Source organism: Kitasatospora sp. NPDC048722 (assembly GCF_040650235.1).
Classification (GTDB): Bacteria; Actinomycetota; Actinomycetes; order Streptomycetales; family Streptomycetaceae; genus Kitasatospora.
Map to the genome: position 1 here is coordinate 1 of NZ_JBEZGX010000039.1, position 20,931 is coordinate 20,931.

Below are 20,931 nucleotides of genomic sequence, written 5' to 3' on the forward strand. Positions count from 1 at the left end.
CCGGGCTGCTGCTGCGCGTACGGCTGCTGCGGGGCCTGCTGCTGGGCCTGTTGCTGCCAGCCGCCCTGCGCTGCGGTCGGCACCCTCGTCACGAGCCCTGCAAGGACCCCCCGACGCTTCGGTCACTCGCCCGGGACAACCCACCTGCACCCCAGATCGGATGCCCCCTCAGCGCGCTGGGCGACCCACCCGCGGTCGGGGGGCCTGAACCCGATGTGCCGGCACGCGGCATGTCGGTGCCCTCGTTCATACCCGGCCCGCAGAATGCACCCCTGCGGCCGCGTGCGTGGTTCGTGGTTCGTGGTTCGTGGTTCGTCAGCGTTCCGGGAAGCGGTGCCGCTCGGCCAGGGCGACGAATTCGTCCCAGAACGCGGCGTCGGCGTCGTGGCCGCTGCCGCGCACCGCGACCCCGGCCACCCCTTCCGGCCTGCCACCGGCTCCGGCCTCGAACAGGGTCGTGCCGGACCCCAGGACGGCCAACGGCTTGCCGTGCCGCAGGGCCTCGGCGACGAACCGCACGGCATCGGGATCGGTGGCGAGCGCGTCGGTGCCATCGGGCACCACGACCGCGTCGTACAGCACGGAGGCGGTGGTCGCCAGCGCCCGGTCGACCGCCACGCCCTGCGCGTCTCGGCCCGGCACGCTCCCGCCGTGCGGGGCGAGGGTTTGCACCGTGGCGCCCTCGATGCGCAGGCGGGTCTGTGCGGCCCGTACCTGGTCGGTGTCCACGCCGTCCGTGACCAGGACGGCGACCTTGCGGGTACCGATGCCGGTGCCGCGCTGGTTGTCCAGGCTCAGTGCGGGCGAGACCCGCACCCCGGCCTCGCCGCCGCCGTCTGCGGGCGCCGGTTCGGGTGCGGGTTCGCCGACGCGGCGGGCGACCTCGACAGCCAGCTCCGGATCGACGTGGACCAGGTTGGCGACCATCCGGCGCCGCACCGCCTGGTCCTGGACCTTGCCGAGCTCGAAGGAGAACGCGGCGGTGATGTGCTCGCGTTCCCAGTCGGCCATGCTGCGCCAGAACAGCCCGGCCTGGCTGAAGTGGTCGGCGAAACTGGGGCTGCGCCGCCGGATCGCCTGCCCGTCGACGCGCTCCTGGTAGTGCTCGAACACCCCCTCGGCCAGCCGGCCCCCGCCCATGGACATCGGGCAACCGCCGCCGACGGAGTTCGGCTCGTAGCTCGTGCCGGAGTGGATCGCCTGCTGACCGTAGCCGTCGCGGTGGTTGGTGCGCACCTCGGCGAGCGGGCGGTTGACCGGCAGCTGGGAGAAGTTGGGGCCGCCCAGGCGGATCAACTGGGTGTCCAGGTAGGAGAAGTTGCGGCCCTGCAGCAGTGGGTCGTTGGTGAAGTCGATGCCGGGCACGATGTTGGCAGTGTGGAAGGCGACCTGCTCGGTTTCAGCGAAGAAGTTCTCGGGGTTGCGGTTGAGCACCATCCGGCCGACCGGCCGCACCGGGACCAGCTCCTCGGGTACCAGCTTCGTCGGGTCCAGCAGGTCGAACGGATACGAGAACTCGTCCTCCTCGGGGATCAGCTGGACGCCGAGTTCCCACTCCGGGAAGTGGCCGGCCTCGATGGCCTCCCACAGGTCGCGGCGGTGGAAGTCGGGGTCGCGTCCGGCGGTGATCTGCGCCTCGTCCCAGACCTGGGAGTAGGTGCCGAGCTTCGGCTTCCAGTGGAACTTGACGAAGGTGGCGCGCCCGTCGGCGGTCACGAGGCGGAAGGTGTGCACGCCGAAGCCCTGCATCATCCGGAAGCTGCGGGGGATCGCCCGGTCCGACATCGCCCACATCAGCATGTGGGTGGATTCGGGCTGCAGCGAGCAGAAGTCCCAGAACGTATCGTGCGCGGAGCCCCCGGTGGGGATCTCGTTGTGCGGCTCCATCTTCACCGCGTGCACGAAGTCGGGGAACTTGATCGCGTCCTGGATGAAGAACACCGGCATGTTGTTCCCGACCAGGTCATAGTTTCCGTGTCGGGTGTAGAACTTCGTGGCGAAGCCCCGAACGTCACGCACCGTGTCGGCGGAGCCGCGTGGGCCCTGGACGGTTGAGAACCGCACGAACACCGGGGTGCGGCGCCCCGGCTCCTGCAGGAAGTCGGCGCAGGTGAACTCGGCAAGCGACTCGTACGGCTCGAAGAAGCCGTAGGCGCCGGCCCCGCGGGCGTGCACCACCCGCTCGGGGATCCGCTCGTGGTCGAAGTGGGTGAGCTTCTCCCTCAGCTGGAAGTCCTCCAGCAGGGTGGGGCCGCGCCCGCCCACCGTCAGGGAGTTGTCGGTGTCGTCGACGCGCACGCCCTGGTCGGTGGTGAGCGGCCCGTCCGGCTTCGGGGCGCGGGCGGCGTCCAGCGCCCCGTCTTCGGCGTCACGCTCGCCCTGGGAGGGAGTGCCCGGGTCTGGGGTCTCGGTGACCAGAGGCGCGTGGGTGCGTTCTTCCGGCGGTCCAGGATTGACGGTCATGCCGTGTGCTCCTTCCAGCGGCGGTCACGGAGGCGGAGGCTGTGCAGGATCCGCCGCCGGTCGGCTGCCCGACCAGCACAGCCGCCAAACCGGGCGAAATACATCAGATCGGACTCCAGGCCGGTCGGTGCTGTCGCGCCGCCCGGAGCCGGCGGCGGCCCGAACGAGCCCCGCCACTGCCACAAGGGGGATAGCTCCGCCGGGCGCCGGGGCAGGCGATGGACACGGCAGTCCGACGAACGCAGGGGAGGCGTGGACCCTGAGCATGGTGCAGGAATCCGTCCAGCTGGAGGTGCCCCGCTGCGCACCACCGACACCCAGTGGCTGCGCCGTCGTGCCGCCCGCCGCAAGCTCACCCAGGTGCCCTGAGGCCGGCGACCCGGCCCCGCGCGCGGTGGAGGCCGGTCCGGCGTCTGTGCCGTCGGCCCGTCATGCGACGGCCGAGGCGGCGCGCTGGCGGCGGCGAGCCAGGAGCCGCTGCCGCTCGTCCTCGGTAAGCCCACCCCACACGCCGTAGGGTTCGCGCGTCTGCAGCGCGTAGCGGCGGCACTCGATGCGGACAGGGCACCCGGCGCAGACGGCCTTGGCCGCCGCCTCGCGGGCCTGGTGAGCGGCGCCGCGCTCACCCGAGGGGTGGAAGAACAGGGCATTGTCGGTTTCACGGCACAGGCCGCGAAGCTGCCAGTCCCACTGGTGCGCGAAGGCTCCGGGCAGGCGCGAGATGTCCGCCATGGCAGACCCCTTTCCGATGTCGACGATCGCCAGACCTCTGGTCGTGTAACCGCACCCGCACCGACTATGCGTCCAGATCGCGTCCGCCGTGTGTGGCGGGCAGTCCACCCGCCCCGCCACACACGGCACGACGAACCTGGGCCGCCGATGCCGCCTCAGCTGAGGCAGTGACCGTTGTCGTCGGCGTGAGCGCCGATGCCAAGGGCGCCTTCCAGCTCGTCGATGCGGGCGCGGACAGCCTCCCGTCCTGGCGGATCTGCGGCGTGGTGAGCCGGTCGGGCGAAGCGTTGGCCTGCCAGCCGAACAGGTCCTTGATGTCGAGGCGGCCGTGGTTAACGCGGTCGCCGGCCCAACCTCGGACCCCGACGATCCGGCCGTCGCGGACCGCGATGTCCATGGCGTCGCCGTTGGAGTGCAGCAGCGAGGCGGAGGGCATCCACCGCTGCACGTCCGCCTCGCTCAGGCCGTCCGCCAGCTGGACGTCGACGCGGGCGGGCCAAGGTGTGCCTGGGGCATACGGGGTCCTGACGCCCCAGAGGTCGGTCGTCCCCGTCGCCGTGAAAGGCGACGGCGGCGGCCACCGATCGGGTGAAGTGCCTTCGCCGTGCTCCCACCGCCCGCTTGTTCGGAGGGTGCTTTCCGACGGATGGGACGGACTTCGACCCGAAAGCGGACAAGCCTCAGCCGCGCGCCGATCAGCCCCGCGTGATTGGCATCGAGGTGGGGCCCCTCGTTCGGGTGATCTTCACGTGCTTGGCGTGTGCCGGGGCTGGTCACCAATGCCCCTGGCTGCCCCAGCCCGGCAGGTCCCGGCGTCGCGCATGGCGCTTCTTGCGGTCAGGCCAGCGGAGCGGCGTGCAGGCAGTCCGACGCGCGCGCCACGGCCCCGCCCGGGACGCAGGTCGGGGCACACAGCAGACGGGGACGGCGAGGATTCGGGCGCAGGAGGAGCCCACAGCAGCGATCAGCGGCTGATGTGCAGAACGCAGATGTCGTCGCGGCGTGTTCTGGGCTCGGTAAGCGCCTGAACGAGCCGGTCGAGGCGGGAACCGGTGGCGGCGTGGGCCGCGGCGGCCCGGGCCAGTCGGGCAAGTCCGTCGTCAATGGTCTCAGCGGGGTTCTCGACCAGGCCGTCCGTATACAGATACAGGTGGTCGCCCGGAAGCAATCGAAGCTCGGCCTGCTCGTAGACAGGCGTAGTGGTGGCGCCCAGCAGCACACCTGCGGGGGCGGCCAGGAACCGGGCCTCGCCGTCACGCACCAGAAGGGGCGGCGGGTGTCCGGCCTGGACCCAGGTCAGGCCGGAGGTGGCGGGCTGGTAGACGGCCATGATCATGGTGGCGGTGCTGCCCTTGCGCTCCGCTGCGTGCAGAAGCAGCACGTTGAGCCGATGCAGCACCGCGACCAGGGGCATACCAGTGATGGCCATGCCTTTGGCTGTGAAGCGCAGCAGCGCCATGGTGGCCACCGCGTCCAGTCCGTGGCCGGCGACATCGCCCACAACGAGCAGGGCGCTGCCGTCGGGCAGTTCGATGGCGCTGTACCAGTCGCCGCCGAGATCGAGTCCTTCCTGGACGGGCTGGTAGGCGACGTCGACGGTGAGATCGTCCAGGTGCAGCACCTGCTCGGGCACCGGAAGAAGGGTCTCCTGGAGACGGCGCGCGAGCTCGCGTTCGGCGGCCAGCTGACTCTGCTGCGCGCGCGCATTCTGCTCATGCGCCAGCAGTTGCTGTTCGGCGTGCTCGGCAGCGGTGACGTCTTGGAAGAAGCCGTGGACCCGGACAGGGTGGCCGTTGGCGTCCGTCTCCGTCTCTGCGACTATCCGCACGTGCTGCACCGGCCTGCGGGGTAGCCGGAGACGGAAGACACGGTCGATCGGCTCGCCCGATTTCAGCAGGAGCCGGACCGCGTCGTTCAGGCAGAAACGGTCCTCGGGCACGGCGTGAGCGGCCAGTTCCTCCAGGGGCATCGGCCCCAGCGCGTGGTCTCGGCCGAAGATCGAGTACACCTCCTCGGACCAGGTGATCTCGCCGCTGACCAGGTCCCGGTCCACCCAGCCCATCCGGCCGAGGTGCTGCATGAGCGCCACTCGTCGCTGCTCGCGCTCACCTCTGTCCAGACGCTTCCAGGAGACGGCCAGTCCGCCTTGGCAGGGTACGGCGCGCACGCTGTAGCGGGACAGGCGCGGGACACCGGCGGCACCTTCCTCGTACTTCAACTCCCCCTCCCACCCTGCGCCGGTCTTCAGTGCCTGAAGGTATCCCTTCCACAAGGGGCTGCCGACGACGCCCGGATAGGTTTCACGGACGCTCAGCCCCACGAGCTCAGGTCCCCGGTGGCCGACGATGTCGACGGCCTCGGGCGAGGCTGCGGTGAAGCGGAAGTCCGTCACCTCGCCTCCTCGCCCGTACTCGGGACGCAAGAGCGCCACCGAGCCGGGAAGGCTCGCCAGGACCTGCCGGGCCACCGTGGCGAGGGCGGCGTTTCCTGTCGGATCCGGGCCTGGGGCTGGCGCAGCGGGTTCCTCGAGGTCCGTCATGCACCGAGCATGTCACACGCGTGGCCATCGGCGGCACAGAGACAGGAGACTTCCTCAGCCCGATCCCGGTGACCGGTGTGCGCGGCGGACCGTGGCCCACGGCGACGGCCCCGACCGTTTGCCAGGGCGACAGCATCACAGCCGCCCTGCCCGGCCTCACCGGTGCCCGGCCGACCCCGGCGGCCTGCCGGGCACCGGTGGGGCCGTCGAACTGGCTGTCCTCGACTTCCTCGACTTCCTCGGTAGCCGCGAGTACCGCGCCGGCCGGGAACACAGGGCGTGTTGTCACACCAGACGGCGCAAGTGCCAACGCGGGAGTGCGGGGCACTGCCCCAGAATCCGATCATGGATCCCGCACAAGACTCCGCTCCAGAACCCGCACGGCCGTACTCGGACCCGCACACCGGAATCGAAGCGCCCCCGCCAGGGCTGCGGATCGTCCGCCCGGCCGGTGACCTCGACCGCGACACCGCACCTGCGCTGCGTCTCCAGCTACTCCACACGATCGAGCAGGACGGGGTCGACACCGTCGTGATCGATTGCAGCAAGGTCCGTTTCTGCGACTCCTCCGGGCTCAACGCCATTCTGCGTGCGCGGCTGATCGCCGTCGAGACCGGCGTCGACCTGCGCCTGGCAGCCCTCCCACCACAGCTTTCCCGCCTGCTCGCGGTCACCGGCGCCGACGGGGTGCTCTCGGTCGACGAGACACCCGTCGCCACCGGCGACCCGTCGATGCGGGCCGCTGATTCAATGCAGAGCACTGACGGCTCGGGCGATCACAAGGAGTGAGGTGATCAGCGCGGCGATGCTCATCAGGATCTTTGCGCGAGTGGTGAGCGGCATGGTGTCGGTCGGGCTGAAGTCCTGGGCGGTGCCCAGGGGCCCTCCGACGACCCGCATGACAAGCGCCTCGCGATGCCGACCGAGGACCATCCGATGGAGTACGGGACGTGGCGACGAACACGATCGCTGCCGCTACCGCTCGAACAACGCTTTAACGCGCCGGCCCGATCCCCTCCGGCAGGACGGCGACCACGAAGGCGACGGCCTCCTCCGGCGTCTCGAAGCGCGCGAGCAACTCGCTACGGTTCCGTACCCCGTAGAACCCCTCGTCGTGCGGCCAGATCATGTACCCGACCCGAGTCGTATTCCATCGCGCCGTGGTACTGGTGGAGAACCAGAGGTTGAAGTGACTGGTCACCGGCATCAGTTGGCGGAGCACCGGCTGGGTGTACGCGGCCGCCAACAGCGCATGCACGCGCGGAAACCGGTTCATCGGCGGCATGTGGATGCCGTCGAGCTTGAGGCACCACGCCAACTCGACAACACCGAGCGGCTCCCGCTCGTGCGCGAGGGCCCAAGGGCGGAACTCGATGCACGGAGCCTGCTCCTTGGTCTCCTCGAGCCCCGCTCCGCCGGTCCAGGCCACCGCCGCCCTGACCACCTCGGCCGGATCGACGGTCCACCCGCAGGCCAGGCGCCGGCCGTTGCTCTGGAGATACACCCAGAAGCCACGCCGCTGCTCGTCGGCCGGACGCACCGACACCCGCCGGCCGAGCCCCGCGTCGACGTACACCGCTATGCCGCTCCACTGCCCGTCAGGCTCACGCAAGACGACCCCGAGGCCCTCCGCCACATGCCCCAGCGTCTCCTGGAGCACCCCGCCACCCCGGTTACTCTCGCCGGACCCCACCCCGAAGCTCATCCCGCCAGTATGCCGCCTGGCGCATCGACGGTCCCAGTCGATCAGGTGCCAGCCCTCCCGGCTCCGGGCAAGGCGGCCCCGGGGTTCGACCAGGTGCCCTTCGACGACCCGCTGGCCCGGGGCTCCTGGCTAGTGCTAGGTATGAGCAGATCGAGTCGTCCATCATGGAGCAGCAGTTCGCCCGAGTGTGCCGGGCGTGGGTGCTCGGCTCCACCGCGGCGGACACCTTCGGGGGGGCGTCGGCCCGCGGCAGATCGTTGACCGTCGTGCCCGGCAACGCCCTGGCGGGTGCGGCGCAGGCGACCGCCAGGTCGGCCCGCCCAGCAGTCCCGCGCAGCGGCCGTCCGCGCGTACGACCGGCAGGTGGCGGCAGCCACCGTGCCAGGTGCTCCCACCCCACCAGGACGCCTTCGTCCTCGGTGACGGCGTACAGCACGGTGCCCATCCCCCGGCGACCGGCCGTTCGCTGCGGGCCCTCACCACCGCGTCGGGACTCACGGTGCGGCGGGCGGCTCGCGTGTCCCTCGCTGCGGTCCCTCCGTGCCCGGACCCTCATCCCGTTCAGCCCGTTCAGCCCGTTCGCCTGATCCGCCGTCCCGGCCCGGCGCTACGGCGGACCGGTCAGCACCCTCGGCGCCGGGCGTGGGGTCGCCGTCCAGGTCGTCCCGGCCGTTCCGGGCGTCCGTGCCCTGTGCTGTCAGGCTCGCCCTGGGGCTGGGCGGGCCGCGCAGGGCCCAGGCCAGCGGTACGGCGAGCGCGGCACCCGCGAGCGGGCCGACCAGATAGATCCACAGCGGCCCGCCTTGGCCGCCCACCAGAGCCGGGGCCAGACTGCGGGCCGGGTTCATCGAGGCACCGCTCGCCGCGCCCGCCCACAGGCCCGCGAGCGCGATGTAGCCGCCGACGGCGATCGCCGCGTTGTGGCCGACGTTGCGGGCACCGGACGCGGTAGCGAGGATCACCGTCACCAGGCCCAGGGTGAGCACGATCTCCAGCGCCAGGGCGGCGCCGACGCCGACCCCGGGCCCCGGCCGGGTGACCCCCAGTCCTCCCGCGGTACCGAACAGTGCGCGTAGCAGCCCCGCTGCCGCCAGGGCTCCCGCCAGCTGTGCGGCCAGGTAGGCGGGGACGCGCCGCCACGGGAAGTTCCCGCGCGCCGCGAAGGCCAGCGTGACCGCCGGGTTGAAGTGGGCGCCCGAGGTCTCGCCGAGCGTGTAGATCAGCGCGAGGACCATCACACCTGGTGCGACGGCCGCAGCGGACGCTCCGGTCCCCCCTCCGGTCACGGCATCGACCACCCCGGCTCCAGCCGCGACCAGCACCAGGAAGAACGTCCCCGCGCCCTCGGCGGCCAGCCGCCGCCACTCGGGCTGTCGGACCGCGGCCACGGTCTCACCTCCCTGCGTTCTCCGCCGTGCTCTCCGTGCCGTTCCTGGACCGGGTCCGACCGGGTCAGGCACGTGGCCTGCGCCACTTTCGCCACCATCCCACACGGCGACCGACCGACGCCCGGGCCTCCTGCTCCCGCTGCTGCGGGTCCCCGTCCACCGGTTGCGCGGCAGACCCGGCCAGCTCCCGCAGTTGTCGGTACAGCCGCTGTTCCCCATGCCCGGGGTGGTCGGGGACTCGGACGGTCACGGACACGTGCAGGTCGCCGCGCCCGGTGACGCCCCGGCGGGGCAGTCCCCGGCCGGGGATGCGGAGCACGGTGCCGGACTGGCTGCCGGGCGGTACGGTCAGCGGCACGTCGCCGTCGAGTGCCGGCACGGTCAGCGTGGTGCCGAGGACGGCGTCCGGCACGGTGATCTCCTCGCCGTGCCACAGGTCGGCGCCGCGCCGCACGAAACGAGGGTCGGCAGCGGTGCGGACGACGACGAACACGTCACCGTCGGCGCCGCCGGGAGCCGGTGCGGGCATGCCCTTCCCGAGCAGGCGCAGCGCGGCTCCCTCGGCGATGCCGCGCGGGATCTTCAGGGTGACGGCCTCGCTCTGCTCGATCTCGCCGCGTCCCGCGCAGGTGCGGCACGGCTGCTCGATGACGATGCCGTTTCCGCCGCAGGCGGTGCAGGTGGCGACCTGCCGCATGACGACGTTGCCCTGGCGCCGCTCGGTCACCACGCCTCCGGTCCCGTGGCACCGATCGCAGTCGTGCGGCCAGGTGCCGGGTGCGGCGCCGGACCCGGCACAGGCGGTGCAGGGGCCGGGTCTGCGGATGGCCACGGTCCCGGTTCCTCCGGTCAGGACGGTGGCCAGCGGTACGGTCAGGCCGATCTCGACGTCCGCCCCGCGGACGGGGCCCGGTTTCCGCCGTTCCCCGAAGAGACCACCGAACAGGCCGCCGCCCGCGCCGAAACCGGGCATTCCCGTGCCGCCGAACAGGTCGCCGAGATCGAGTCCGGCCAGCAGATCCTCGACGGACACGCCCGCGAGGTCAGTGGTGCCGTGGCGGTCGTAGTCGGACCGCTTGTCCGGATCCGACAGCACCGCGTACGCCTCGGCGATCTCCTTGAAGCGCTCCTGGGCGTCGGGATCCGTGCTGCGGTCCGGATGGTACGTGCGCGCCAGTTCCCGGAACACCCGCTTGATCGTCCTCTGGTCGGCGTCACGCGGGACCCCGAGAACCGCGTAGTAGTCCTTGCTTCCGGTCGTCGCCATACAGCCAGGTTCGCCCGCCGACCCGGTCGGCGGCCAGGGCCCACCGGCGTCCGCACAGGGCCGATCGCCGACCCGGAGTAGGCCCATCGGACCATGACCGGAAACGTCCCTGAACCCGACGATGGAAGCAGCGCACCCCACGCCTCGACGACGAGGAGGCGGACATCATGCCCACAGGTTCAGGCGGGACACTCCGCCTCGCCGGACTTCCGATCGAGCCCGGTGGTGGCTCGGACGTGTCCTGCCGGCCATCGTGATCGTGGGCCTGCCGGCGGCCCCGGCGAGCGCCGGTGTCCTGTCCTACCGCGCCCAGCTGCACACCGGCCAGGTCCGGTCCACGACCCGGCACTCCGTCACCGCGCAGCTGACCGCCGACGCCGCGATGCCCTCGAACGCGATGCCCTCGAACCAGAGCACGGGCAAGGTCCCGGTGACCGCCGTCCGGACCGCGTCGGACGGCGCCACCCGGGCCACGACGGTACGGTCAGGGCCCGAGGAGAAAGCCGGCACCCCCGTCCAGGTGTGGGCGGACAGCCACGATGCCGTCGCCTCCCCGCCCATCACCCGCGGCCAGGCCACCGCCGTCGGTTGGACGGCCGCCGCCGTGACCGCCGGCTCCATCTTCCTCCTGTACCTGGCCGCCCCGTACCTGGCCGCGTGGAAGGGCTCCGCCCCCGTGGTGGACCGCCGCCGCAACGCCCAGTGGGACGCGGACCGGCACCGGGTCGAACCCCGCTGGTCCAAGCGGCTCCCGAACCGACCAGACCCATGCAACCGACGACACGGAAGACGACCGCGATGCCCAAGGAAATCACCGTCGGCCTCGACGGTTCCCCCGAGAGCCTGTCCGCCGCCCGCTGGGCCGCCCGCGAGGCACAACTGCGCGGCCTGCCGCTGCGACTGCTGCACCTGTGGGTCCTGCCTCCCATGACCGCACAGCGGATCCCCCGCGAGGACGAGCAGGCCGTCGCCGCCGAGCGCCTCCTGCAGGACGTGGAGACCGACCTGCGAGCCCAGTACCCCGACGTGCTCATCCGCACCCAGCTCCTGCCCACCGACGCCCCCGCAGCCCTTCTCCCCGCAGCCCACGACGCGGAGCTACTGGTTCTCGGCTCGCAAGGGCTCGGCGCGGTCCGCGGCTACCTCCTCGGCTCGCTCGCCCTGCACACCGTCGCCCAGTCCGAGCGGCCCGTGGTCCTGGTCCGCGCGTACGAGCAGCCGGTCGGAACGAAGACCCCGGACGCGCAGGCCGGCGCGATCGCCGTCGGTGTCAGCCTCCGAGAGGGGTACGACGGCGCCCTGGAGTTCGCCTTCGACGCCGCCAGCCGACGGGCCACACCCCTGCTCGCCGTCCACGCCCCCGGCCGCCACCCGTCGGTGATCACGCGCGAGCACCCGCCGGAGGAGACCGCGCAGGAGGCGGACCGACAGGCCCTGGCCGCGGCACTGCTGCCGTGGCGCGAGAGTTACCCCGACGTCCACGTCGTCGAGCACGTGAGCCATGAGAGTGCAGCTCGCGCCGTGGTGGACATCGCGGTCGGGGCAACGCTCCTCGTGGTCGGGCGTGGCGGGTACCGCACCGGCCTGGCCCCCCGGATCGGCCCCGTCGCCCACGCCGCCATCCACCACGCCGCCTGCCCCGTCACCGTCATCCCCCACGACTGACTCGGCATCCGACCCCGGTCCGCCACCCGACGAGCAGCGGTTGCACGCGAGCCGGACCGTGGCACGCCCAGGTCCAGCGGTTCTCCCCGGCAGCGGACGAGCGTGATCGCGCACCACCTGCGCAACCTCGAACCCGCCCGCCGCACCGTCGAACCCGCCCCGGCTGCCGCCGACACACCCGCCCCCGCCCCCGTGCGTGCCGGGCCCGCCTTCTCAACCGCCTCGGGTAACGCGCCGGGCGGAGCCCGGAAGGACGAACGATCGTCCACCCGAGCCGCGTCGGCCACCAGGAGGCGGCCCGCCCGGGCGCTTTCGCAGCACACCGAGAGGGCCGACGAACGGGCATCCGGGCTCATACGGCAACAGAGGAAGGACTCTGTCCGCATCTCGCGGAACGCGATCGCGCGGTGCGCGGCCCCAACCTGCCGCTACTCCGCGTCTCAACCCGGAGTCCTCCTCAATTCCATTGTTCCACTTCGGACGGAGGGATGGGCCGGGCCCGGCGGCTCTCAGCCACCCTGATGCGGGCCGGTCTGCCCCGGCGGCCGGGGCGTTCAGCTGATGCGCCGGTGCCCATAGTCCGGCAGGCTGGTGGGGAGAGGACTCGCCGGGAGGTGGCGGTCGTGATCGCATCACTGATCAGGCGACTGGGCCGGTTCGCGGCAGGCGCGGCCAGGGCCACCGGACGGCGACGCGCACACCAGGCTGAGGAGCCCGCCGAGGCCCGCCGACAGAACACCGCCCGCCCGATCGTGGTCACCTGGGAGGAAGCCGAACAGTTGCTCGCCGCCGCCCTCGTCGCGGGCCTGATCGGACAGCGCGAGTATCAGGACTCCCTTGCCCTGCTGGCCGAGGCCGAGGACTCCCGCCGACCGCTCCACGTGCCGTATCCGTAGATCGGCACCATCGGCGTGGCGCGTGTCCGGAGCCATGGGAGTGAGTGATGACGAACCCACGGATCCTGTCGGGTACCGCCCATCCCGCACTCGGCGACGCCGTCTCGGAGGCACTCGGCACCGAGCCGGTCGAATGCGAGGTCGAACGCTTCCCCGACGGCGAGTTGCAGCCCGTCATCGGCCATGTGCGGGGCGAGGACGTCTACGTGGTCCAACCCACCGGCCCCAAGGTCAACGGGCACCTGGTCGAACTCCTGCTGCTCCTGGACGCCTGCCGTCGCGCGGACGCCGCCCGGATCACCGCCGTCGTGCCCTACTTCGGCTACGCCCGGCAGGACCGCCGCACCCGGGCCGGGCAGTCCGTCGGCGCGAGGGTCGCGCTCGACGCGCTGACGGCCGCCGGCGCCAACCGGCTGGTCGTCGTCGACCCGCACAACCCGGCCCTGGAGGCGATGAGCACCATCCCGGTCGAGACGCTGACCGCCGTCCCGCTACTCGCCCACACGCTGGCCGAGCACGCGCCCGAAGCCGCCGTGCTGGTCTCACCCGACCTCGGCGCCGTCAAACTCGCCGAGCGCTACGGCGCGTTGCTCGGACGGCCGGTCGCCGTCGTCCACAAGACCCGCCTCTCCGGGAGCGACGTGCAGGCCGAGGAACTGATCGGCGACGTCGCCGACCGGCCCGCAGTGATCGTCGACGACATGATCAGCACCGGCGGCACGATCGAGGCGGCCGTCCAGGTCCTGCTGGCCCAGGGCGCGACGCAGGACATCACCGTCGCCGCCACCCACCCCCTGCTCGTGCAGCAGGCACCCGACCGGCTCGCGCGGCTGCCGATCAACCTGCTGCTGGTCACCAACACCGTCCCCCCGGGCCGCGTCCGGACGCTGCCCCACCGCGTGCGGTCCGTGGCGCCGCTCCTCGCCGAGGCCATCGCCCTGCTGCACGGCGGGGAGCCGCTGGACACCCTCCTGATGCGCGCCTGACCGAGGCTCCACCCGGACCGTCTGCCGACCAGGAGGGAGACCGCACCGCATGACCGGGACAGCCGACGAACGCGGCAACCACCTCTTCGCCCGATACCGCCACGGCGATGCTGCTCGGCGCGCGGAGTTCGACCGCGCCCTCGGTCGGTACCTTCGCAGCCGCCACGACCGCTGGGACGTCACGCCCCTGTTGGAAGCCCTCGACGGGCTCGGTGAGGACATCGGGGACGTCTCCCTGACGCTGCGGCCCGCGCCCGCCGGACGCCTGCGCGTCACCATCGCGTGCGAACTCGCTCCCGACAAACCTCCCGCGCACCCCCCGACCAACCCCGTGGTGCGGACCGAACGGCCCTGTGCCGAACCGCGGTGGCGAGCGGAGATTGGAGTGGGCGAGGAGCGGTAGGCACCTCTTGAGGGATTCGGGCGGGCAGCGATGAACGGATCCGTACCGGTGGGCAGGATCTTCGGCATTCAGCTGCGGATCCACTGGAGTGCGCCGCTCCTGGTCGTGTTCCTCGGCTTCGGCCTTGCCGAGCAGACGCTTCCGGCCTGGGTGCCGGGCCGGTCCGCGGCCGTCTACGGCCTCGCCGGTGCGGCCGGGGCGCTGCTGCTGATGGTGAGCCTGCTGCTGCACGAGGCGGCGCACGCCGTCACTGCCCGCCGCTTGGGCACGCGCGTCGACGACGTGACGGTGTTCGCACTCGGTGGCGTGACACGGATGGGACGCCCGGCAACCCCCAGGCGTCAGCTCGCCGTGACCCTGGCCGGACCGCTGACCAGCCTGGCGCTGGCGGCACTCGCCGTCGCCGCCGGTCTCGGCACCCACCATGCCCTGCACTGGACGCTGACGGCGGCCGTGCTGCTGTGGACCGGCTGGGCGAACCTCGTGCTGGGTATCTTCAATCTGCTGCCCGCGGCGCCGCTGGACGGCGGACGCGTCCTGCAAGCCATCGTGTGGTGGCGGGGCAGGGACCGCGAGAGCGCGGAGCGGATCGCGGGCCGCAGCGGCCAGGTGGTGGGCGTGCTGCTGTCGGCCGTCGGAGCGGCGGAGCTGCTGCTGAACGGGGCGGCTGCCGGGTTCTGGCTCGTCCTCATCGGCCTGTTCATGTGGTCCGCGGCTGCGGCGGAGATCGGCCGTGCCGCGCTGGTGGGCGCGCTGCGGGGTCTGCGGGTGTCCCACGTGATGTCGGAACCCGTGGTCACCGGGCCCGACTGGACCACCGTGGCGCGCTTCTTCGCCGACGTCACGGCGCGGACCTACCACACCGCGATTCCGCTGGTGGATTTCGAGGGCCGCCCGAGTGGGCTGGTCGACCTGCGCCGCCTCACCCTGATCCCGCCGCCCGACAGACCGCAACTCCGCGTCCGGGACGTGGCCACCCCCCTTGCCCGGTGTGCTCTCGCCGCCCCCGGCGACGATCTCGTCGAGGTCCTCGACCGGATCGCCACCCCGCCGCCGATCCTCGTTCTCGACGCCGGCCGGCTGGTCGGGATCGTCACCATGGACGACATCGAGCGGACCGCCCGCCGCCGCCTGGCCGCGGCAGGTAGCAGCGGCTGAGGCGCAGAGCGGACGGTCGAAGCCTGCTGCGGCCAGGCCGAGGAGCACTGGCCGGCTGGTCGAGGGGCACCGGCGGGCAGCCGCACCTCGACGCTGCCCTCCTCACTGCCCGCCGGTTAGGAGCCGCCGGTGATCTCGATCTTCCGGGCCGCCTTCTCGACAGCGCCGATCGGCGCCTTCACCGTCAACACGCCCTTGTCGTAGGTCGCGCTGATGTCCTCCTCGTTCACGCCCTCGGGCAGCCGGATGCTGCGGGTGAAGGAGCCGTAGCGGAACTCGCTGCGGTGCTTCTCCTTCTTCTCCTCACTGCGTTCCGCGTGAACCGTCAGCACACCACCCGCGACGGTGATCTCCACGTCCTTGGCGGGGTCGATGCCCGGCAACTCGGCCCTGACCACGTAGGCCCCGTCCTCCTCGGACTCCTCGACCCGGATCATGTGCTCGCCCATCGGCATGCGCAGTTCCATCGGGAAGTCCTCGAACCACTCCGCGAACGGGGGCAACCAGTGCGCACGCCTGTGGAGCATCTCGCCGGCCATGTCCGATCCTCCTCACTCGTTCGAACACCCCTCCTCTCATCGTGCGGCGTCCGCCGCCGGGCCGCGATCGGGCACCGGCGCAGCACGCAGACGGTCCAGCCCGGGAGGGGCACGTCACCTTCACGAGGACGCTCCATCCCGTGCGCGGGCGGCTGGTCGTCGCGTGTGGGGTCCGTCTCACTGCCCTTCCGGGGCTCCTGCGGCTCATGGATGATGGGGAAACTCCGTTGAGGTACGAAGCAAAGGCTGGTTGGCCATGAGTGATCACGTCCATGTGCGGCTGTCCGGCGGTCTCGGTGCGACCACCGACGGCGAACTCGTGGAGCAGTACCACTGCCGCTGCGGTGCGACCTGGACGAAGACGTACGGGGCGGCAGGGGACGCCGAGCAGTGACCGTGCCGGCCTGGCGCGGCGGCTCGGCGTCAGCGGACGCGCACGCTCACGACCGGGCACGGAGCGTGCTGAACGCAGTGCTGTCCGACGGAGCCCGGCAAGGCCTCCGCGAAGCCTCCGAGCCCACGGCTGCCCACCACCAATAGCCATGGCGCCCAGGCGGGCGGCCTGTTCGCCGACCTGTACCCCGTGGGCGCGGCGCAGCGAGGAGTCCACCACGGGCCGCCCCGCCGCCGCCAGCACGCACCGGGCGGCCTTGGACGCCACCGACGCCTGGTGGCACACCTAGCGGTTCACGAGCAAGGCCGCCGGAGCCCTCGCCGAAGACGAGCGGTTCGGCGGTCCGGCCGCCGAGTTGGACGGCGAGCAGGTCCTGCAGGTAGCCCTGGCTGCAGAGGTGCCGCTCGGCCTCGGGCGGGTGGGCGAGGGGTGCGTCACCTCACTCCCGGTAGAGCAGCACGGTGGCGCCCGCCAGCACCGCGCTGGCCACCAGGGCCCAGGCCAGCTGTCCGTGCAGCACCAGGACCGCGCCCGGCAGGGCGCCGGCCAGCATGGTGGCGACCGCGAGGATCCTGCGCTGCTGGCGTGGCGCGGCGCCGCCGGCCAGGCGGGAGTCGGCGGCCAGGCCGGTCAGGGTGAGGGTGAGCACGGTGGTGGTGAGGTCCGGCACGCCGAGACCGCGCACGGTGCCGTTGCGGACGCCCATCGCCACGGCGAGGACGGCGATCACGGCGTACCGCGTGGGCCCGTTCGCGCTCCAGGCGAAGACGGCGACGGCCGCCGCGGCGTGCAGTGCGACCTCCAGGACCAGGGCGGTGCGCAGCCATCGGCCGCGCCGCTCGGTGCCGTGGCGCGCCGCGAGGCGGCCGGCCAGGACCGCGCCGGCGAGGAAGGCGGCGAGGGACGTCAGCGAGCCCATGACGGAGAACCCGGGTGCGCCGGCCAGGGCGAAGGCGATGACGACGACGTTGCCGGTCATGTTCGCCGTGAAGACGTGGCCGAGGCCCAGGTAGCTCACGGCGTCGAGAAGGCCGCTGACCGCGGTGAGGGCGAACAGGGCCAGAGCCAGGGGGTGGCGGTCGTGGACCTGTGGACCGGCGAGCGGCGGCCGCGGTCGGGCGGCGGCGGGATCTTCTACTGGTTTGGTCACCGTTTCTGCCTTATAAGCGAGTTGATGCCACATCAGGAGAAGCACGGGTCCAGCGGCGCCCCGCCCTGGCCCGGGAGGGCGAGGCCACGGGCTTGGCGCCAAGCGCGCTGCTCGTCGGAGGCCGCCACCGCCTCCGCCACCCGCTCGGCCTGGTGGACGCCGGTCAGGCTGGGTGCAGAGGTGGCCTGGTAGCCGCCGAACCGTGAGACCGGGCTCCAGGACGGCGTCACCGCGGGCAGCTCGGGGGCCAGCCCCTGGTGCTCCTGGGCGCCATGGACGATCCGTCCGCCGACTACGGTGAGGACGGACTCGATGTGCGGGATGTCCGCTTCGGGCACGGTGAAGTAGTCGGCGCCGAGCACCGCGACGTCCGCGTAACTCCCCACCGTCAGACGCCCCTTGACCTCCTCCTCGCCGGTGAGCCGGGCGCCGCCCAGGGTGTACAGCTCCAGTGCCTCCGCGCGGCTGAGCCGGTTGTGCTCGGCCGCCAGCCGCCGGCCGCTGACCGCGCGGCCGGAGACCAGCCAGTGCAGGGCGACCCACGGATTGTAGGAGGAGACCCGGGTGGCGTCGGTGCCCCCCGCGACGGTGAGGCCCCGGTTCAGCATGGCGCGCACCGGCGGCGCCTCGGCCGCCGCCGGTGCGCCGTAGCGGGCGACGAACGCCTCGCCCTGGAAGGACAGTCGGTTCTGCACGGAGACGGCGCCGCCCAGGGCCGCGATCCGGTCGAGGCTGTCCGGACTCACCGTCTCCGCGTGGTCGAAGAGCCAGCGGTTGCCGTGCGGGAAGAGGCCTTCGGCGGCGAGCTTCTCGAAGACGGCGAGGTCGCGGCGGATGGTCTCGTCATAGCTGGCGTGCAGCCTGAACCCCCAGCCGTGCTCCATCAGCAGCCGGACGGCCTTCTCGAACTCGCTCTCGTATGCTCCGAGGTGTGGACGGGGCTCGGTGAAGTTCTCGAAGTCCGCCGCGGCCCAGGTGAGGTTCTCGCCGGCGCCGTTGAGGCGCAGCCACGCGTCGCCGTCGCCGGGGCGCACGGTGGTGACCCAGCGGTTGAGGTCGTCCAGTTCCTGTCCCGCGGTCTGCGGGAAGAGGTGGTAGGCGATCCGCAGCGTCAACTCGCCCCGGCGAGCGAGGTCCATGACGGTGCCGTAGTTCTCGGGGAAGCTCTGGAAGCCGCCTGCGGCGTCGATCGCGGAGGTGAGGCCGAAGCGGTTCAGCTCGCGCAGGAAGTGCCGGGTGGAGCCGGTCCGGTCGGCCTCGTCCAGCGTCGGCGCCTTGGCCAGGGTGGAGTAGAGCAGCAGCGCTCCCGGGGCGGCGATCAGCAGGCCGGTCGGCTCGCCGTCGTGGCCGCGCACGATCTGGCCGCCGACCGGGTCCGGGGTGTCCCGGGTGAAGCCGGCGGCGCGCAGGGCCGCCCGGTTGAGCAGCGCCGACTGGTAGAGGTGCAGCACGAAGACGGGGGTGTCGGGCGCCGCCGCATCGAGTTCGTCCAGGGTGGGCAGCCGCCGTTCGGCGAACTGGTCGGCCGACCAGCCGCCCACCACGCGCACCCACTGGCCGGGCGGGGTGGCCTCCGCCTGGACACGGAGCATGGCGAGGGCCTGGCGCAGCGTCGGGACACCGTCCCAGCGCAGCTCCAGCACGTAGTTGAGGCCGCCTCGGATGACGTGCAGGTGGGCGTCGTTGAGTCCGGGGACGGCCCGGCGGCCGAGCGCGTCCACGACCCGGGTGGCGGGGCCGACCACCGGGACGATGTCCGCGTCGTCGCCGACCGCGCTGATCAGTCCGTCCCGGATGGCCAGGGCGGTCGCCCGGGGGCGGCGGGGGTCGTTGGTGTACACCTTGGCGTTGCGGATGACCAGGTCGGCGGACTGGTCCGGGGTGCCGGGGCGGATGCCGGCAACGGGCATGCTGGGCAAGGAAGTTCCCTTTCGGGCGGTGGATGCTGAGGGATCCGCGTGCGCGGACGGGGTGTGCGCCGGCCATCGGGGGCTGCCCTGGCAAGGCTAGGCGCGGGACGAATGCGGAATGCCGCCGCAGTGCATCACCACTTGCCTCGCAGTGCACGGCGGTTGCGGCCGGCCGGGAGCTGCGCCACCTGTGCAGTGTCGGAACAGTCCCGGGCACGCTGCGAGCAGCTTCACCGGGCGGCCGCGCACTAGCGTCGTCAAGGCGTGGCGCCCCGATGACCCGGCCGAGCGCCCGACTCCCACCAACTCGCCGACTCCCTCAGGAAAGAGGAGAACCATGGTCGACTTCGCCGCCGTCCAGGCCGCCCCCAGCCCCGACCTGCTGACCCCGGACAACTCGATGATGCTGTTCGTCGACCACCAGCCGCAGATGTTCTTCGGCACCGGAAGCGGTGACCGCACCTCCGTCATCAACTCGACCGTCGGTCTGGCGAAGGCCGCGAAGATCTTCGACGTTCCGGTGGTGCTGTCCACCGTGGCGGCGGAGTCCTTCTCCGGACCGATCCTGCCGCAGCTGCGTGCGGTCTTCCCCGACCACGAGATCGTCGACCGGACCAGCATGAACGCCTGGGAGGACGAGGCGCTGGTCGAGGCGGTCAAGGCCACCGGCCGCAGCAAGATCATCCTGTCGGGCCTGTGGACCGAGGTCTGCCTGGTCCTGCCCGCGCTGTCAGCTCTCCAGCAGGGCTACGAGGTGTACGTGGTCGCCGACGCCTCCGGCGGCGTCAGCCCGCGGGCGCACGAGCACGCCCTGCAGCGGATGACCGCCGCCGGCGCCGTGCCGGTCACCTGGCTCCAGGTGCTGCTGGAGCTCCAGCGCGACTGGGCCCGCACCGCGACCTACGTCCCGGTGACCGACCTGGTCAAGGAGCACGGCGGCGCCTACGGCATGGGCGTCGTCTACGCCCAGTCCATGATCAACCCGCACGCCGCCGGCTGACGGGCCGGAACCGAACCCGACCGGAGTCCATCATGAACACGGGTCTACTCCTGCTGCGGGTGGTCGCCGGCCTGCTGATCGCGGGCCACGGCGTCCAGAAGGTCAGCTTCCGCCTCGGCGGCAGCGGACTGGCCGGCGGCACCGCCGAGTTCCGCGGCGACGGCTTCCGCGGCGGCACGCTCACCGCGCTCGCCGCGGGCGGCACCCAGCTCGGGGCCGGACTGATGCTGGCGCTCGGCCTGCTCACTCCGCTGGCCGGCGCGGGGGCGATGGGCGTGATGACCGTCGCCCTCACCGTCAAGTGGCCGCACGGCCTGTGGGTGCAGCACGACGGCTACGAGTACCCACTCGTCCTGATCGTCGTCGGCGCGGCGCTGGCCGCCACCGGCCCCGGCCAGTGGTCGCTGGACGGCGCCCTCGGCCTGGCGCACTGGCCGCTGTGGTGGCTGCCGGTGGCCGTGGTCGCCGGTGTGGGCGGCGGCCTGGCCACGCGGCTCGCCCTGCACCGGACCTGATCGGCAAGCCGCACTGCCCGCACTGCGGTCTGACCCGCCGCACCCCCGGTGGGCCCGGGCCCTGGGCACCTGCCGCCCAGCGGCCGGGTTCACCGTTCGTCAGTGCCCTCGGCGCACGCCGAGCTCCGCGGGGTTCGCCGACCGGCGGCACCCCCGGATGACACGCGGTGCTCCCAGCGGCAACCCGCCGCGAGTGGCCGGCCCCAGCGTGTGCCTCAACC

19 protein-coding genes and 4 pseudogenes are annotated in these 20,931 nt (G+C 72.3%); 10 read left to right on the top strand and 13 right to left on the bottom strand.

The annotated features are described in order from the left end of the window. Positions 1 to 315 precede the first annotated feature (315 nt). The 4 genes and pseudogenes from AB0C76_RS26215 to AB0C76_RS26230 form a co-directional block, all read right to left on the bottom strand. Positions 316 to 2,463, bottom strand: coding sequence for a catalase (locus AB0C76_RS26215; protein WP_359970140.1), 2,148 nt, complete (start codon positions 2,461 to 2,463; stop codon positions 316 to 318). 429 nt (positions 2,464 to 2,892) lie between these two features. Continuing rightward, positions 2,893 to 3,195, bottom strand: coding sequence for a WhiB family transcriptional regulator (locus AB0C76_RS26220; protein ID WP_359970142.1), 303 nt, complete (start codon positions 3,193 to 3,195; stop codon positions 2,893 to 2,895). A gap of 235 nt (positions 3,196 to 3,430) precedes the next feature. After that, positions 3,431 to 3,736 (bottom strand): annotated as a pseudogene (locus AB0C76_RS26225) (nitrate reductase); the annotation flags it as partial. Positions 3,737 to 4,159: 423 nt separating this feature from the next. Beyond that, the gene (locus AB0C76_RS26230; protein ID WP_359970145.1) at positions 4,160 to 5,734 is read right to left on the bottom strand and encodes a SpoIIE family protein phosphatase; all 1,575 of its coding nucleotides are present in this window, start codon (positions 5,732 to 5,734) and stop codon (positions 4,160 to 4,162) included. Positions 5,735 to 6,079: 345 nt separating this feature from the next. Between AB0C76_RS26230 and AB0C76_RS26235 the strand changes: the two genes are divergently transcribed. Together AB0C76_RS26235 and AB0C76_RS26240 are read left to right on the top strand one after the other, a co-directional pair. After that, entirely contained in the window at positions 6,080 to 6,523 is a 444-nt protein-coding gene (locus tag AB0C76_RS26235; protein ID WP_359970148.1) for an STAS domain-containing protein, read from the top strand. A 67-nt stretch (positions 6,524 to 6,590) separates the two neighbouring features. After that, positions 6,591 to 6,679 (top strand): annotated as a pseudogene (locus tag AB0C76_RS26240) (DNA polymerase ligase N-terminal domain-containing protein); the annotation flags it as partial. A 49-nt stretch (positions 6,680 to 6,728) separates the two neighbouring features. Here the strand turns inward: AB0C76_RS26240 and AB0C76_RS26245 are convergent. The 4 genes from AB0C76_RS26245 to AB0C76_RS26260 all read right to left on the bottom strand — a co-directional run bounded on the left by AB0C76_RS26245 (position 6,729) and on the right by AB0C76_RS26260 (position 10,715). Then, positions 6,729 to 7,439, bottom strand: a complete 711-nt coding sequence (locus tag AB0C76_RS26245) for a DUF6193 family natural product biosynthesis protein (protein ID WP_359970151.1) — start codon at positions 7,437 to 7,439, stop codon at positions 6,729 to 6,731. A 494-nt stretch (positions 7,440 to 7,933) separates the two neighbouring features. Continuing rightward, complete coding sequence (locus AB0C76_RS26250) at positions 7,934 to 8,827, bottom strand: aquaporin (RefSeq protein ID WP_359970154.1); 894 nt, start codon at positions 8,825 to 8,827, stop codon at positions 7,934 to 7,936. A gap of 64 nt (positions 8,828 to 8,891) precedes the next feature. Next, positions 8,892 to 10,094, bottom strand: coding sequence for a DnaJ C-terminal domain-containing protein (locus tag AB0C76_RS26255; protein WP_359970157.1), 1,203 nt, complete (start codon positions 10,092 to 10,094; stop codon positions 8,892 to 8,894). 300 nt (positions 10,095 to 10,394) lie between these two features. After that, entirely contained in the window at positions 10,395 to 10,715 is a 321-nt protein-coding gene (locus AB0C76_RS26260; protein WP_359970160.1) for a hypothetical protein, read from the bottom strand. A gap of 177 nt (positions 10,716 to 10,892) precedes the next feature. Between AB0C76_RS26260 and AB0C76_RS26265 the strand changes: the two genes are divergently transcribed. The 5 genes from AB0C76_RS26265 (at position 10,893) to AB0C76_RS26285 (ending at position 15,202) form a co-directional block, all read left to right on the top strand. Next, positions 10,893 to 11,759, top strand: a complete 867-nt coding sequence (locus tag AB0C76_RS26265) for a universal stress protein (protein ID WP_359970163.1) — start codon at positions 10,893 to 10,895, stop codon at positions 11,757 to 11,759. Positions 11,760 to 12,382: 623 nt separating this feature from the next. Further along, complete coding sequence (locus AB0C76_RS26270) at positions 12,383 to 12,655, top strand: hypothetical protein (RefSeq protein WP_359970166.1); 273 nt, start codon at positions 12,383 to 12,385, stop codon at positions 12,653 to 12,655. A gap of 47 nt (positions 12,656 to 12,702) precedes the next feature. Continuing rightward, positions 12,703 to 13,641 carry a ribose-phosphate pyrophosphokinase gene (locus AB0C76_RS26275; RefSeq protein WP_359970169.1) on the top strand — a complete coding sequence of 313 codons (939 nt, stop codon included), beginning with the start codon at positions 12,703 to 12,705 and terminating at the stop codon, positions 13,639 to 13,641. Between the two features lie 49 nt (positions 13,642 to 13,690). Next, positions 13,691 to 14,044 carry a hypothetical protein gene (locus AB0C76_RS26280; protein WP_359970171.1) on the top strand — a complete coding sequence of 118 codons (354 nt, stop codon included), beginning with the start codon at positions 13,691 to 13,693 and terminating at the stop codon, positions 14,042 to 14,044. Positions 14,045 to 14,092: 48 nt separating this feature from the next. Continuing rightward, positions 14,093 to 15,202 carry a M50 family metallopeptidase gene (locus AB0C76_RS26285; RefSeq protein WP_359970174.1) on the top strand — a complete coding sequence of 370 codons (1,110 nt, stop codon included), beginning with the start codon at positions 14,093 to 14,095 and terminating at the stop codon, positions 15,200 to 15,202. A gap of 116 nt (positions 15,203 to 15,318) precedes the next feature. Here the strand turns inward: AB0C76_RS26285 and AB0C76_RS26290 are convergent, their stop codons facing one another. Further along, entirely contained in the window at positions 15,319 to 15,741 is a 423-nt protein-coding gene (locus AB0C76_RS26290; protein WP_359970177.1) for an Hsp20/alpha crystallin family protein, read from the bottom strand. 256 nt (positions 15,742 to 15,997) lie between these two features. Between AB0C76_RS26290 and AB0C76_RS26295 the strand changes: the two genes are divergently transcribed. After that, positions 15,998 to 16,135 carry a hypothetical protein gene (locus AB0C76_RS26295; RefSeq protein WP_359970179.1) on the top strand — a complete coding sequence of 46 codons (138 nt, stop codon included), beginning with the start codon at positions 15,998 to 16,000 and terminating at the stop codon, positions 16,133 to 16,135. Positions 16,136 to 16,164: 29 nt separating this feature from the next. Here AB0C76_RS26295 and AB0C76_RS26300 read toward each other — a convergent pair. The 4 genes and pseudogenes from AB0C76_RS26300 to AB0C76_RS26315 form a co-directional block, all read right to left on the bottom strand. After that, positions 16,165 to 16,281 (bottom strand): annotated as a pseudogene (locus tag AB0C76_RS26300) (universal stress protein); the annotation flags it as partial. 1 nt (position 16,282) lies between these two features. Next, positions 16,283 to 16,420 (bottom strand): annotated as a pseudogene (locus AB0C76_RS26305) (nicotinate phosphoribosyltransferase); the annotation flags it as partial. A gap of 154 nt (positions 16,421 to 16,574) precedes the next feature. Next, positions 16,575 to 17,285, bottom strand: coding sequence for a YoaK family protein (locus AB0C76_RS26310; RefSeq protein ID WP_359970180.1), 711 nt, complete (start codon positions 17,283 to 17,285; stop codon positions 16,575 to 16,577). 32 nt (positions 17,286 to 17,317) lie between these two features. Beyond that, positions 17,318 to 19,195: an amidohydrolase gene (locus AB0C76_RS26315; protein WP_359970183.1), complete on the bottom strand. Its 1,878-nt coding sequence runs from the start codon at positions 19,193 to 19,195 to the stop codon at positions 17,318 to 17,320. 337 nt (positions 19,196 to 19,532) lie between these two features. Between AB0C76_RS26315 and AB0C76_RS26320 the strand changes: the two genes are divergently transcribed. Further along, positions 19,533 to 20,195: a hydrolase gene (locus AB0C76_RS26320; RefSeq protein WP_359970186.1), complete on the top strand. Its 663-nt coding sequence runs from the start codon at positions 19,533 to 19,535 to the stop codon at positions 20,193 to 20,195. Positions 20,196 to 20,227: 32 nt separating this feature from the next. Then, the gene (locus AB0C76_RS26325) at positions 20,228 to 20,710 is read left to right on the top strand and encodes a DoxX family protein (protein WP_359970189.1); all 483 of its coding nucleotides are present in this window, start codon (positions 20,228 to 20,230) and stop codon (positions 20,708 to 20,710) included. Positions 20,711 to 20,931: the final 221 nt, after the last annotated feature.